Source organism: Aquibaculum arenosum, assembly GCF_029222965.1.
GTDB lineage: Bacteria > Pseudomonadota > Alphaproteobacteria > Kiloniellales > DSM-21159 > Aquibaculum > Aquibaculum arenosum.
This window is the reverse complement of the sequence record NZ_JARHUD010000004.1, coordinates 302254-315526: the sequence shown is the minus strand read 5'-3', so window position 1 is coordinate 315526 and position 13273 is coordinate 302254. Positions and strand designations below refer to the sequence as shown.

The 13273-nt window shown below is 67.3% G+C and carries 10 protein-coding genes; 8 read left to right on the top strand and 2 right to left on the bottom strand.

Features of this window, described 5'->3' with window-relative positions; all coding sequences use genetic code 11:
- Window positions 1–25 precede the first annotated feature (25 nt).
- Window positions 26–748, top strand: a complete 723-nt coding sequence (locus tag P2G67_RS08630) for a hypothetical protein (RefSeq protein WP_275822054.1) — start codon at window positions 26–28, stop codon at window positions 746–748.
- Window positions 745–1878 (top strand): sulfotransferase family protein, encoded by a 1134-nt coding sequence (locus tag P2G67_RS08625; protein ID WP_275822052.1) that lies wholly within the window; start codon window positions 745–747, stop codon window positions 1876–1878. Before P2G67_RS08630 ends, P2G67_RS08625 begins: the two co-directional genes overlap by 4 nt.
- Here the strand turns inward: P2G67_RS08625 and P2G67_RS08620 are convergent.
- Together P2G67_RS08620 and P2G67_RS08615 are read right to left on the bottom strand one after the other, a co-directional pair.
- Window positions 1875–3173 carry a class I SAM-dependent RNA methyltransferase gene (locus tag P2G67_RS08620; protein ID WP_275822050.1) on the bottom strand — a complete coding sequence of 433 codons (1299 nt, stop codon included), beginning with the start codon at window positions 3171–3173 and terminating at the stop codon, window positions 1875–1877. The genes P2G67_RS08625 and P2G67_RS08620 overlap by 4 nt on opposite strands.
- A gap of 71 nt (window positions 3174–3244) precedes the next feature.
- Entirely contained in the window at window positions 3245–4255 is a 1011-nt protein-coding gene (locus P2G67_RS08615) for a YheT family hydrolase (RefSeq protein WP_275822048.1), read from the bottom strand.
- Window positions 4256–4412: 157 nt separating this feature from the next.
- Here P2G67_RS08615 and P2G67_RS08610 point away from each other — a divergent pair, with 157 nt between their 5' ends.
- The 6 genes from P2G67_RS08610 (at window position 4413) to P2G67_RS08585 (ending at window position 13115) form a co-directional block, all read left to right on the top strand.
- Window positions 4413–5753 carry an MFS transporter gene (locus tag P2G67_RS08610; RefSeq protein WP_275822046.1) on the top strand — a complete coding sequence of 447 codons (1341 nt, stop codon included), beginning with the start codon at window positions 4413–4415 and terminating at the stop codon, window positions 5751–5753.
- A 66-nt stretch (window positions 5754–5819) separates the two neighbouring features.
- The gene (locus P2G67_RS08605; protein ID WP_275822044.1) at window positions 5820–7280 is read left to right on the top strand and encodes an NfeD family protein; all 1461 of its coding nucleotides are present in this window, start codon (window positions 5820–5822) and stop codon (window positions 7278–7280) included.
- Between the two features lie 5 nt (window positions 7281–7285).
- Window positions 7286–8077 (top strand): slipin family protein, encoded by a 792-nt coding sequence (locus P2G67_RS08600; RefSeq protein ID WP_275822042.1) that lies wholly within the window; start codon window positions 7286–7288, stop codon window positions 8075–8077.
- A 160-nt stretch (window positions 8078–8237) separates the two neighbouring features.
- A complete protein-coding gene (locus tag P2G67_RS08595; RefSeq protein WP_275822040.1) occupies window positions 8238–8792 on the top strand; it encodes a PadR family transcriptional regulator in 555 nt (184 codons plus the stop codon).
- A gap of 28 nt (window positions 8793–8820) precedes the next feature.
- The gene (locus P2G67_RS08590) at window positions 8821–9924 is read left to right on the top strand and encodes an efflux RND transporter periplasmic adaptor subunit (RefSeq protein ID WP_275822038.1); all 1104 of its coding nucleotides are present in this window, start codon (window positions 8821–8823) and stop codon (window positions 9922–9924) included.
- Window positions 9921–13115, top strand: a complete 3195-nt coding sequence (locus tag P2G67_RS08585) for an efflux RND transporter permease subunit (protein WP_275822036.1) — start codon at window positions 9921–9923, stop codon at window positions 13113–13115. The genes P2G67_RS08590 and P2G67_RS08585 overlap by 4 nt, the downstream gene beginning before the upstream one ends.
- The last annotated feature ends 158 nt before the right edge of the window (window positions 13116–13273 follow it).

The window sequence follows — 13273 nt, the reverse complement described above, 5'->3', positions numbered from 1 at the left end:
CGCAAACAGCGCGGCTGCCTGATCCATGGGGCTGCTCAATCTACCGCACCCGCTGTTCGACTGGATCGACCAGACGGTCCTGGGTTTCCTGCCGCCCCTGCTGCGGCTGCTGCTCTGGGCCGTGCTGGCCGCTGTGCTGGCAATGGAGCTCTACCGGCTGTTCTCGCCGCAAAAGCGCATTTCGGCGATCAAGCTGGAGTTCCGCGCGGCGCAGCAACGCCTCAATGATTTCGACGGCGCCTTCGAGGAGGCATGGCCTCTGATCGGCCGCGTGCTGGGGCTCGCCTTCAAGCGCATCGGCCTGGTGCTGCCGGCCACGCTCGCTGCCTCTCTGCCGCTGCTGGCTGTAATTGTTTGGCTGGATGCCAGCTATGGACACCGCTATCCGGCGGCCGCTGAACCCGTGGAGGTTTCCGTGCCCCGTGACGGCTATGAAGGGCGGCTGGATCAGGCCGTGGCACCGCCGCCGAGCGCCGTCATCCTCGACCCTTCCGGGGAGGAGGTGACGCGGGTTGAACTGGAGGCGCCGGTGCCGCTGCTGCACAAGCGCCGCTACTGGAACCTGCTGTTGGGCAATCCGGCGGGCTACCTGCCCGACGATGCCCCGGTGGAGCGCATCACCCTCAGCCTGCCGCGCCTGGAGGTGCTGTCCTTCGGCCCGCAGTGGCTGCGGGGCTGGGAGCCGGCCTTCTTCGCAGCGCTGATGCTGTTCGCCTTCCTTCTGAAGTACGTGCGACGGATCGAATGAACCAAGAGACAAAAGCCGACCCCGGCCTGCATGTGCCGGCCTGGCAGGATCGCCTCGGTGGTCTGGTTGAGACGCGCCCGCGGCTCTGGCTGGGCCTGGGCGACTGGGAAAGCCGCCTGCTGCGCGAGCGCCTGGAGGCGGTCCGGATCGAGCGCCCGCTCTACGTCACCGGACTGGCGCGCTCGGGCAGCACGATCCTGCTCGAACTGCTCGCCCGCCACCCGGCGGTGGCCACCCATCGCTACCGCGACTTCCCTGTGCTCGCCGCGCCCTGGGCGTGGAACTGGTTCGTCGATCGCGCCGGCGGCAAGGACGGCGGCCCTGCGCGCGAGCGCGCGCACCAGGACGGCATTGCGGTCACGGCGGAAAGCCCCGAGGCCTTCGAAGAGCCGCTCTGGAGCGCCTTCTTCCCGCAGGCCCACGACCCGCAGCAAACCAGCGTGCTGCGCGCCGGCGACGAGAACCCGGACTTCGAGGCCTTCTACCGCGACCACCTGCGCAAGCTGTTGTTGCTGCGCGGCGGCGAGCGTTATCTGGCCAAAGGCAACTACAACATCACCCGCCTGGGCTACCTCTTGCGCCTCTTTCCGGATGCGCGTTTCGTGGTGCCGATCCGCGCGCCGCTCTGGCACATCGCCTCCCTGATGAAGCAGCACCGCCTCTTCTGCGCCGAGGAGGAACGCAATCCGCGGGTGCTGCGTCACATGCGCCGCAGCGGCCACTTCGAGTTCGGCCTCGACCGTCGGCCGATCAACACCGGCGACCCCCGCGTGGCAGAAGTTTCCGCCCTCTGGGACGCGGGCCACGAGGTCGAGGGTTGGGCGCACTACTGGTCGCTGATCTACGATCACCTGGCCGAACGGCTGGAGGAGGAGCCGGACTTGCGCGCAGCAACGCTGGTGCTGCGCTACGAGGACCTCTGCGCCGACCCTGCCGGCACCATGGGGCGCATTCTGGAGCACTGCGGCCTGTCACCCGAAGACCTCCCCGCCCAGGCGGCCGAACGCATCCAGCACCCCAGCTACTACCGCCCCGACTTCACGCCCGGAGAGGCCGCGACCATCGAGCGCCTGACCGCCGACACGGCGGCGCGGTTCGGTTCCCGGGACACGGAGAGCCGGATCGGCTAGGTGCGGCTGAAGCTGGCGACCAGTTCCAGGTGTGCCGCCCAGGGGAACTGGTCGACCGGCTGGACCCAGTCGAGACGGTAGCCGCCCTCCACCAGGCTGCGGGCATCGCGCGCGAAGCTCACCGGGTTGCAGGAAACGGCGATGACCCGCGGAACTGGACTGCCCGCCAGTTCCTGCGCCTGTTCGCGGGCGCCCTGCTGCGGCGGATCGAAGACCACAGCATCCACCGCCGCCAACTCCTCGGCGTGCAATGGCTGGCGCACCAGATCGCGCTGCTCCACCATCACCGGCCCGGCCAGGCCAGCGCGCCGGGCTGCGGTCCAGAGCGCAGCCAAGGCGGCGGCATCGCCTTCCACCGCCGTCACCGTCGCGTGCTGCGCCAGGGGGAAGGTGAAGCTGCCGCAGCCGGCAAAGAGATCGGCCACACGCTTGGCGTCCTTCGGCAGCGCCTCCAGCACGGCCGCCACCAGGGCGGCTTCGCCGGCCTGCGAGGGCTGCACGAAACCGCCCGGCGGCGGTGAGACCGCGGTCTGTCCGAAGGTCAACAGCGGCGCGGAGCGTTCGACTATAGGCTCCGGCGCCATCTTGCCATCCGCGGCCCAACTCACACGCACCACCTGCTGTTCGGCTGCAAAGGCGCTCAACGCCTCGCGGGCGGCCAGGTCCGGCGGCTCCGGCGTGATCAGCAGCAGGTCGAAACCGTTCTCGGCCTGGAGCAGGATGACATCGCCACGCATGCCCGGCGGCAGCAGCGGCTCCAGTGCGGCGCGCAGCGGTGCGGCCAGGGCAAAGAGCTCGGGAGTCAGCAGAAGGCAAGTCTGGAGATCGACCACCGCGCCGCTCTGACGGCGGTGAAATCCCAGGTCGAGGCCGCCGGCATGACGCCGCAACGCGAAGGTCGCACGGCGACGGCTGCCGGCCGAAATGTAGATAGGCTCACGCAGTTCGCCCGCCGTCACCCCTTGCCGCTCGAGCGCTTCGGGCATCCGCGCCGCCTTCCAGTCGCGGTAGGCGCTCTCATCCAGGTGCTGGAGCTGGCAGCCTCCGCAGACACCGAAGTGGGGACAGGGCGGGTCGCTTCGATTGGGCCCCTCCTCCAGCAGATCCAGCGGTTCAGCGCGAAAGCCGCCGCCCTTTTCCGCCTCCAGCCGCACGCGCAGCCGATCGCCGGGCAGGGTCAGCGGGATGAAGACCGGCTTCTCGTCGACGAAGGCAATGCCATCGCCGCGGCTGCCGATTGCCGTCACGGTCAGTTCGACCTGCCGTCCACCGCCCTTGCGCGCGCGTCTGCGCATGCCTTGCTCCTGCTGCTTGAGATCCGGGGCCACGCCCTGGGGCGGCTGTTATAGCAGCTTCCCGGGCGCCGTCACGACGCGGCCGCCACGCCGTCCCCGGCGGCAAGCTGGCGGAAAAAGCGCTCGGCGCAACGATCGTGCCAGGACCGCGGATCATCGGCGGCGTGAAAGCCCACATGCCCGCCCGAGGGCGCGACCAGCACCTGCAGTGGTGAGGCGTGCTCTGCCGCCTGCAAATGCGGCGCGGCCGGAATCCAGGGATCATCGGCCGCGTGCAGCAGGAGCGTGGGCACTTGGATCTTCGGGAGCAGCGGCGCGGCGGAACTGCGGCGGTAGTAGTCGAGCGCGCCGGCGAAGCCGTTGCGCCGGGCGGTCCAGACCTCGTCGAACGCCAGCAGCGTGCGCGCGGACAGCACCTCCCGACGCTCCTCCACGCTCAAGTCGAGCGGCCAGCGGCGGAACTCGGCGCGCAGGCAGGCGAGAAGATAACGCTGATAGAGTGCGTTGCGCGGCCGGGCAATCGCCCGCGATGCCGCTTCGAGATCGATGGGAGCGGAAACCGCTACGGCACCAGGCAGCGGTACGGGAAAATCCCGCTCGGCCAGGAACTTGAGCAGCATGTTGGCCCCCAGCGAATAGGCGAGCGGCAGCACGCCGTGGCGGCGGATCTGCGGGTCCTGCTGCGTAAGTCCGGCCAGGAAGGCACGCAAGTCTTCGCTGCGCCCGGCGTGGTAGGCGCTGCGGCAATAGGGCGCCGACGGCCCGGCGCCACGCAGGTTCATACGGATGACCGGCCAGCCGCGCTCCAGAAAGTAAGCGGCCGAGGCGCGGATATAGGTTGAGTCCTCGCTTCCGGTCAGCCCGTGGATCAGCACCACGGTGGGCCGGGCCTCGCCATGCTCAGGACAATGGCGGGTGGCAAAGAGCTGGTCGCCGTCGGACAGCGCTACCCGCAGGGGCTCGCCCGGCCAGTGCTCCAGACTGGGCGCACGGCGAAGCAGCGTGTTGCGCAGGGTTTGCAGATCCCCGCCCCACCAGGGCGCGCGCGGTCGAAAGCGCGGAAAATCGGGGATCGTTGGCATATTGTGCTCACCTCTCGCTCGTCATCACTTCCCCTCCGCTAGATAGGGGTGACGCGACTGCACGTCGAGCCGCTGTGCAGCAGCAGAGCGGAAGGTTTGGCCCGTGCCGCCGGAGGTCTGCTATAGCTCAGCGCGTAACACCACCAAGGGATGGCAAATGGCCCAGAAAGGCGAGGCACCACCAAGCGAGCTAGCACCAGGCAATCCATACTCGGCGCAGCAGCGCCCGCCCACGAGCCGACGCGCGCAGGCGGCCTGGTGCCTCTACGATTGGGCCAACCAGGGCTATCCCACCATCATCGAGACCTTCATCTTCGCCACCTTCTTTACCCAGGTGGTGGCCATCAACGAGGTGGAGGGTACGGCACAGTGGGGCTATGCCCTCTCGATCGCCGGACTTTTCATCATCCTGCTGAGCCCGATCTTCGGGGCCGTGGCTGACCAGGGCGGCCGGCGCAAGCCGTGGCTGGCCGGCTTTTCCGGCCTGTGCATGGCTGCTTGCGCCATGCTCTGGTTCACCCAGCCATCCAATGACTACGTCCTCTGGGCGCTGGTCTTCTTCGCGCTGGGCTCGGCGACCTATGAGTTCTCCCTGATCTTCTACAACGCCATGCTGCCGGACGTGGCGCCTCCCGGTCGCCTGGGGCGGCTGTCCGGCTGGGGCTGGTCGGCAGGCTACGCTGGTGGGCTGGCCTCGCTGGTGCTGATCCTGGTGCTGTTCGTTCAGCCTGAGCAGCCGCTTTTCGGGCTCGACCGGGAGACATCGGAACACGTGCGCGTCTCCGCGCTGGTCGTTGCAGGCTGGTGGTTCCTCTTCGGCCTGCCGCTGTTCTTCTTTGTGCCCGACCGCAAAGCGACAGGCGTGCCCCTGGGCCAGGCGGTGCGGCGCGGACTGCGGCAGCTGCTGCAAACCGCGCGCAACCTGCCGCGCTATCGCAACGTCGCCCGCTTCCTGCTCGCGCGCATGCTCTACAACGACGGGCTGAACACCGTCTTTGCTTTCGGCGCCATCTATGCTGCCGGTACCTTCGGCATGGGTTTCGATCAGATCGTGCTGTTTGGCATCGGACTCAATATCACCGCCGGTCTCGGCGCCTTCGCCTTTGCCTGGATCATCGACATGATCGGCAGCAAGCGAAGCATCCAGATCTCCCTTGTCGGGATGTTGCTGATCGGCATCGTGCTGGTGTTGCTGCAATCGGTGTTCTGGTTCTGGGTCTTCGGCCTGATGCTGGGCATCTTCTTCGGGCCGGTGCAGGCGGCCAGCCGGGCCTTGATGGCGCAGCTTGCGCCGCAGGGTCTGGAAGGAGAAATGTTCGGGCTTTATGCGCTGTCCGGCAAGGCCATTGCCTTTCTCGGCCCCGCCGTGCTGGCCTTCACAACCGGGCTCTTCGAGAGCCAGCGCGCGGGCATGGCGTCCATCATGCTGTTCCTGATCCTGGGCTTTGCACTGCTCTGGGGCGTGCGCGAGCCTAGCCATCGGGGAGAATCAGCTTGATCGGGGCACGCAGAAACAAAATCTCTCAAAGGGTGCCCTGAGACAGCAGAGCGGAAGGAGTCCAGCATGCAGCCGGATCGACCGGTAAGGCTTGGAAAGCGGGGGCCCCGCGCCCCGCTCGTGCTGCTCTGGTCGCTGCTGCTCCTGCTGGCTCTCCTGTTGCCCGCGCTCCCAGGGGTCGGCCAGGAAGCGGAAACTGCTGACGCGGGCCGCCCCACCAGCGCGCTCTTGTTGAGCTGGGACGGCGCGATCGGCCCGGCCAGTGCCGACTATCTGTCCCGCAGCCTCGCCGACGCCCGCGACGAGGGGCATGACCTCGTCATCCTGCGCCTGGACACACCCGGCGGGCTCGACAGTTCCATGCGCCAGATGATCCGGGAGATCCTGGCCTCGCCGGTGCCGGTGGCCACCTGGGTCTGGCCGCGCGGCGCGCGAGCCGCCAGCGCCGGCACCTACCTGCTCTATGCAAGTCACGTTGCCGCCATGGCCCCGGGCACCACTCTGGGCGCCGCCACACCAGTGCGCGTCGGCGCCAGCGTCTCGCTGCAAAGCGATGGTGACAGCCCGGAGCCGGAAGAGGAAGCGGGCGAGGAAACGGCGGAAGGCGGCTCCAGCGAGAACGCACCCGATGCCATGTCGGCCAAGATGGTCGAAGACGCCGTGGCCTACATCCGTGGCCTGGCCGATCTGCATGGCCGCAACGCCGAGTGGGCGGAGAAGGCGGTGCGCGAGGCTGCCAGCCTGCCGGCGACGGAAGCGCTGGCCGAGAATGTCGTGGATGTGATCGCCGAGGATCCGGCAGACCTGCTCGAACAACTCGACAGCCGCTCGGTGGTCATGGAGCGCGGCGAGACCAGGGCGCTGTCCACCGAAAGCATGACGATTGAGGAGCAGGCGCCGGACTGGCGCGCGCAGCTTCTAGCGATCATCAGCAACCCCAACCTGGCGCTGGTGCTGATGATGATCGGCATCTACGGCCTGATCTTCGAGTTCTCCAACCCCGGCGCGCTCTACCCCGGCACCGTGGGGGCCATCAGCCTCCTGCTCGGCCTCTTCTCGCTGACCATCCTGCCCATCGACTATGCCGGGCTCGGTCTGCTGCTCCTGGGCGTGGTGCTGATGACCGCCGAGGCCTTCGTGCCCTCCTTCGGGGTGCTGGGCATCGGCGGCGCGGTCTCCTTCGCGCTGGGGGCGGCGATGCTGTTCGACGGCGCGGATGTCCCCGGCTTCGAGCTCTCCTACTGGACCATCGGCGCCATGACCGGCCTGTCGCTGCTGCTGCTCGCAGTGGTGCTGCGCCTCGCCGCCCGCTCCTTCCGCCGACCGGTGGTTTCCGGCCGTGAGGAGTTGATCGGCAGCCGCGGCGAGGTGCGCCGGTGGAAGGGCACGCACGGGCGCGTCCACGCCCACGGTGAGATCTGGCAGGCGCGGGCCTCCGGGCCTCTGACACCCGGACAGAAGGTCCGCATTACGGCCCTCGATGGCCTGACCCTGACCGTTGAACCCGACACCCGCACAGGGGAGTGAAGACCATGGACCTGCCCTTCGACCTCATCACCTATGTCGCGTTGCTCTTCCTGCTGATCCTCTTCCTCTCAGCAGCGATCAAGATCATGCGGGAGTACGAGCGCGCGGTGGTCTTCACCCTGGGCCGCTTCACCGGCGTGAAGGGCCCCGGCCTGATCCTGCTCATTCCCTACGTCCAGCAGATGGTGCGGGTGGACATGCGCACCGTGGTGCTCGACGTGCCGAGCCAGGACGTGATCAGCCACGACAATGTCTCGGTGAAGGTCAACGCGGTGATCTATGCCCGGGTGATCGCCCCGGACCGCGCCACCATCCAGGTCGAAAACTACCTGCAGGCCACCAGCGAACTGGCCCAGACCACCCTGCGCTCCGTGCTGGGCAAGCACGAGCTCGACGAGATGCTCTCGGAGCGGGACAAACTCAACGACGACATCCAGGGGATCCTCGACTCTCAGACCGACTCCTGGGGCATCAAGGTGTCGAACGTCGAGATCAAGCATGTGGACATCGATGAGTCCATGGTGCGGGCCATCGCCCGCCAGGCCGAGGCCGAGCGCAACCGCCGGGCACGCATCATCGACGCCGAAGGCGAGCAGCAGGCCGCCGCCAAGCTGCTCGAGGCGGCGGAGATCCTCGGCGGACGGCCGGAAGCCATGACGCTGCGCTACTTCTCCACGCTCTACAGCGTTGCCAACGAGCGCTCCAACACCATCATATTCCCGCTTCCGGGCGACCTGATGAACCTGGTGCAAGGCCTCAGCGGCGGTGCAGGGACAAGCGGCGGCAGAAGCGAGTAAGAATCCTGCGTGTGGCCGTCTGGATCGCAGGGATCTTGCGGAAACCGGGATCATTCCGCACTCGAATATTATATCGATCTGATATATATCGGGCCGAGAGGTTAGCGCGCCCCTGCAGGGCTGTTGCTCCTCGATGGAGTTGCCTCAGGAGGGCCGCCCGATGGACACCAAAACCCTGTGCCTTGCCGTCCTCTCCCGCGGGCCAGCCAGCGGCTACGAGATCAAGAAAACTCTGGAGCAGCCGCCCTATTGCCTGTTCCAGGACACCGGCTTCGGCTCGATTTACCCGGCGCTGCAGCGGCTGAACGAGGATGGGGCTGTCGCCACGACGGATTGCACCCCGACCAGGCGCCCGGCGAAGCGAATTCACGCGCTGACCGACGAAGGCCGCAGCCGCCTGCTGGAGGCGCTGAGCCAGGCCCCCTCTCCAGATCGCCTGCGCTCGGACTTTCTCTTCACGCTCTTGCACGGGGACCTGCTGCCGCCCGACCTGGTTCTGGAGATGATCGATGCCCGAATCGCCGAGCTCGAAGCGAAACTTTCCCAGGTAGAGGCCTGCGAGCCCCGCGCGGACTCGCCTTGTGCCGTCTTCCTGCATGGTCTGGGTCGGACCCATTACGGCGGCTGTCTCGACTACCTCCGTCGCAACCGCTCCAAGCTGGCCAGGGACCTGAACGCAGCCTCCGCGCCCAGCAGCAAGCGCGCCGCCGAATAGCGCCGAACGCGGCTTAAAGAGACCACAGATGAACCGCTCGCTTCTTCTTGCCATCCTGATCGCCGTCGGCGCCACCCTCTGGGTGGTCTCCGGTCCGCTGTTGAGTCAGGACGGCGGACCCGACATGCAGAAGGCGCCGGCCACGCTCGACCGTAGCGAGCAGCGGCCGGACGTACGCGTACGCACACAGCAGGCCGAGCCCCACACCCTCGAGTTGGTCATCAACGGGCGCACCGAAATGACGCGCGAGGTGCAGATCCGCGCCGAACAGTCGGGCGCGGTCGTCGAACTGCCCGGGGAGAAGGGCGAGGTGCTGGAGGAAGGCGCCTTGATCGCACGCCTTGCCGACCGCGACCGCAGCGCAGCGGTCGAAGAAGCCCGCGCGCGCCTGGCTTCGCGAGAGCTGGAATTCAACGCTGCCGATCGCCTCCTCCAGCGCGGCCATACCGCCGAAACCCAGCACGCTGCCGCGCGGGCGGAGATGCAGCAGGCGCGCGCTGCGCTGCGCCGGGCGGAACTCGCCCTGGAACAGCTCGAGGTCCGCGCCCCCTTTGCCGGTGTGCTGGAGGAGCGCTCCGCCGAGTTGGGCGATTTTCTGCGCGAGGGCGATAGCGTGGCCCGCCTGGTGGATCTCGATCCCCTTCTTGTGGTCGCGATGGTCAATGAGCGTGACATCGGCGATCTCTCGGTGGGAGACCGGGGGACGGCACGCCTGGCCGACGGGCGAGAGGCCGAAGGCCGGCTGCGCTACATCGCCCGCACCGCCGAAGAGACCACCCGCACCTTCCGGGTGGAGCTGGCCATTCCCAACCCGAGCAACCTCTTTCCCGCGGGCGTGACGGCCGAGTTGCGCCTGCCGCTGGAGGTGGTGCCGGCCCACTTGGTGTCCCCGGCCATTCTGGTGCTGGCCGATGACGGGACGGTCGGCGTGCGCGCCGTTGACGAGGAGGATCGCGTCGTCTTCCACCCCGTCACCATCATCGAGCAGCGGCCCGAGGGGCTTTGGGTCGCCGGCTTGCCGGACGAGGTGACGCTGATCACCGTGGGTCAGGAGTTCGTGCTGGATGGCCAGCAGGTGACGCCCGTGGATGAGGCCGAGGTGGCAGCCGGGCAGCCTGGAGCGGGCGCATGAACAGCCTGATCGATGCGGCGCTCGGTCATGCCCGCACCGTGCTGGCGACGCTGACGCTGCTGCTGATCGCGGGAACCTATGCCTACCTGAGCATTCCCAAGGAGGCAGAGCCCGACGTCAACATCCCGATCGTCTATGTCTCCCTCAGCCAGTCGGGCATTTCGCCCGAGGATGCGGAGCGCCTGCTGATCCGCCCGATGGAGCAGGAACTGACTGCCATCGAGGGCAAGAAGGAGATGCGCTCCACCGCCTATCTCGGCGGCGGCATGGTGCTGCTGGAGTTCGAGGCGGGCTTCGATGTCGCAACAGCCATGGCGGACGTGCGCGAGAAGGTGGACATCGCCAAGGCCGAGCTGCCCGGCGATGCCGACGAACCGCGAGTGCACGAGGTCAACCTCAGCCTCTTTCCGGTGCTGGTGGTGACCCTGGGCGGCAAGGTGCCGGAGCGCAGCCTGCTGCGCATCGCCCGCGAGCTGCGCGACCGGATCGAGGGCATCCCCACGGTCCTGGAAGCTGAGATCGGCGGCGACCGCGAGGAACTGGTGGAACTGATCGTCGATCCGCTGGTGCTGGAAAGCTATGGCCTGAACGCCCCGGGCATCCTGGAATCAGTCAGCCGCAACAACCGGGTCGTCGCTGCGGGCGAGATGGACACGGGCCGCGGACGCTTCCCGGTTACAGTGCCGGGGCTCTTCGAGGACGTGAACGACATCCTCAACATGCCGGTGAAGACCGAGGGCGATGCGGTGATCCGGTTTCGCGACGTCGGCCACCTGAACGCCACCTTCAAGGACCCGGAGGATTTCGCGCGGGTCAACGGCAAGCCGGCGCTGGCGCTCGAGATTTCCAAGCGCACCGGCACGAACATCATCGAAACCATCGAGGCGGTGAAGGCGCTGATCGAGCGCGAGCGCGCCTCCTGGCCGGCTGGGCTCGAGGTCAGCTACAGCCAGGACAAGTCGACCCAGATCGCCACCATGCTGAGCGACCTGCAGAACAATGTGCTAAGCGCGATCATCCTGGTGATGGTGGTGATCGTCGCCGCGCTGGGGCTTCGCTCGGCCGGACTGGTGGGCGTGGCCATCCCGGGCTCCTTCCTCACCGGCATCCTGGTGCTGGCGGTCGCCGGACTGACGGTCAACATCGTGGTGCTGTTCAGCCTGATCCTCGCCGTGGGCATGCTGGTGGACGGCGCCATCGTCGTGACCGAGTATGCCGATCGTAAGCTGGTCGAGGGGCTGCCGCGGCGCGAAGCCTATGCGCTGGCCGCCAAGCGCATGGCCTGGCCGATCATTGCCGCCACCGCCACCACTCTGGCCGCCTTCCTCCCGCTGCTCTTCTGGCCGGGGCTGGTGGGTGAGTTCATGAAGTTCCTGCCGATCACTCTGCTGGCCACGCTCACCGCGTCGCTGTTCATGGCGCTGATCTTCGTGCCGACCCTAGGGTCCCTGGTCGGCAAGTCGGGTGCGCCTGTGGAGGCCAGCCGCATGCGTGCGCTGGCAGCGGGCGAAAGTGGGGACCTCAGCCGCCTGGGAGGCGTCACCGGGGCCTACATCCGGGTGCTGCGCGCCACCTTGCGCCATCCTGGCAAGATCCTGCTGGCTTCGGTGGCGCTGCTGGTGGCCGTGCAGTTCGCCTATGCCACATTCGGGCGCGGGGTCGAGTTCTTCCCCAGTGTCGAGCCGGAGAATGTCTCGCTTTGGGTCCACGGCCGCGGCAACCTCTCGATTCACGAGCGCGATGCCTTGCTGCGCGAGGTGGAGCAGCAGGTGCTCGAACTCCAAGCCGAGCGCGGCGAGTTTCATTCCATCTATGCCCGTTCCGTCGCCAGTTCGGGACAGACGAACGACGAGGAGCCGGAGGATCTGGTGGGCACGATCCAGCTCGAGTTCGTCGACTGGTTCGCACGGCGCGGCGCCGAGGAAATCCTGGCGGAGATCCGCGAGCGCAGCGCGCATCTGGCCGGCATCTCCATCGAGCTGCGCGAGCAGGAAGCGGGCCCGCCGGTGGGCAAGCCGATCCAGATTCAGGTCTCCTCCTCCGACCCGGCGCGCATCGAACCCACCATCGATCGCATCCTGGGGGTGATGGCTGACCTGGGCGGCTTTATCGACCTGGAGGATGGGCGGCCGGTCCCGGGCATCGAGTGGGAGATGCGGGTCGACCGTGCCCAGGCGGCCAAGTTCGATGCCGACGTGCAGCTCGTCGGCTCCTACGTCCAGATGGCCACCCGCGGGCTGGAGATCGGCAACTACCGGCCGGACCGGGCTGATGAGGAAATCGATATCGTCGTGCGCCTGCCCGAGGACTATCGCAACACCAGCCACCTGGACCGCATCCGTGTGCAGACCGAGAACGGCCTGGTCCCCATCGCCAACTTCATCACCCTGCGCCCAGAGCCCAAGACTTCCCTGCTGCGCCGGGTCGATGGCAACCGCGCCATGACCATCCGCAGTGACGTGGCACCGGGCATTCTGGCCGACGACAAGGTGCAGGAGCTGCGCGCCGCGCTGGCGGGCGTAGAGCTCGACCCGATGGTCAGCGTGACCTTCCGCGGCGAGGATGAGGAGCAGCGCGCCGCCGGCGAGTTCCTCAGCAAGGCCTTCCTGGTGGCGCTTTTCCTCATGGCCATCATCCTGGTCACGCAGTTCAACTCCTTCTACAGCACCGGGTTGATCCTCTCCGCCGTCGTCATGTCCACCATCGGCGTGATGCTGGGCCTGCTGATCACCGGCCAGCCCTTTGGTATCGTGATGAGCGGCATCGGTGTGATCGCGCTGGCTGGCATCGTGGTGAACAACAACATCGTGCTGATCGACACCTTCGATCGCCTGAAGCAGGAGGCTTCCGAACCCTTCGAGGCGATTCTGCGCACCGGGGCGCAGCGCCTGCGGCCGGTGCTGCTGACCACCATCACCACCATCCTGGGCCTCATGCCCATGGTGCTGGGGGTCAATGTCGACTTTTTCGGCCGCAACGTGCAGTTCGGCGCACCCTCGACCCAGTGGTGGCAGCAGCTTGCCACCGCGATTGCCTTCGGGCTCGCCTTTTCCACGCTGCTGACGCTGATCTTCACGCCCTGCGCCCTGATGTTCCGGGCCAACATCCAGAGCTGGCGCGCACGGCGGCAAGCGCGGAAACAGGAAAGCCCGCCCGGCGGGGTGGCACGGCTGCGCCGGGCAGCGGAGTGAACACTCCCGGTGCACTTGCACCGCTTGCATGGCTCTATCTCTTTGTTGGAGAGCGGATTCACGCAATTAATCTGAACCAGGAGTGGTTCAGATTAATTGCGATCCGGTCTCGTCGTCTGCTTCATGTCTGGACAGCCGGGCGTTGCAGCGACAGTCTG

What these genes read in the sequence shown, in the direction of transcription:
- P2G67_RS08610 (WP_275822046.1), top strand. Translation starts at nt 4,413, where the DNA reads ATGGCCCAGAAAGGCGAGGCACCACCAAGCGAGCTAGCACCAGGCAAT.
- P2G67_RS08605 (WP_275822044.1), top strand. Translation starts at nt 5,820, where the DNA reads ATGCAGCCGGATCGACCGGTAAGGCTTGGAAAGCGGGGGCCCCGCGCC.
- P2G67_RS08625 (WP_275822052.1), top strand. Translation starts at nt 745, where the DNA reads ATGAACCAAGAGACAAAAGCCGACCCCGGCCTGCATGTGCCGGCCTGG.
- P2G67_RS08630 (WP_275822054.1), top strand. Translation starts at nt 26, where the DNA reads ATGGGGCTGCTCAATCTACCGCACCCGCTGTTCGACTGGATCGACCAG.
- P2G67_RS08620 (WP_275822050.1), bottom strand. Translation starts at nt 3,173, where the DNA reads ATGCGCAGACGCGCGCGCAAGGGCGGTGGACGGCAGGTCGAACTGACC.
- P2G67_RS08595 (WP_275822040.1), top strand. Translation starts at nt 8,238, where the DNA reads ATGGACACCAAAACCCTGTGCCTTGCCGTCCTCTCCCGCGGGCCAGCC.
- P2G67_RS08615 (WP_275822048.1), bottom strand. Translation starts at nt 4,255, where the DNA reads ATGCCAACGATCCCCGATTTTCCGCGCTTTCGACCGCGCGCGCCCTGG.
- P2G67_RS08600 (WP_275822042.1), top strand. Translation starts at nt 7,286, where the DNA reads ATGGACCTGCCCTTCGACCTCATCACCTATGTCGCGTTGCTCTTCCTG.
- P2G67_RS08590 (WP_275822038.1), top strand. Translation starts at nt 8,821, where the DNA reads ATGAACCGCTCGCTTCTTCTTGCCATCCTGATCGCCGTCGGCGCCACC.
- P2G67_RS08585 (WP_275822036.1), top strand. Translation starts at nt 9,921, where the DNA reads ATGAACAGCCTGATCGATGCGGCGCTCGGTCATGCCCGCACCGTGCTG.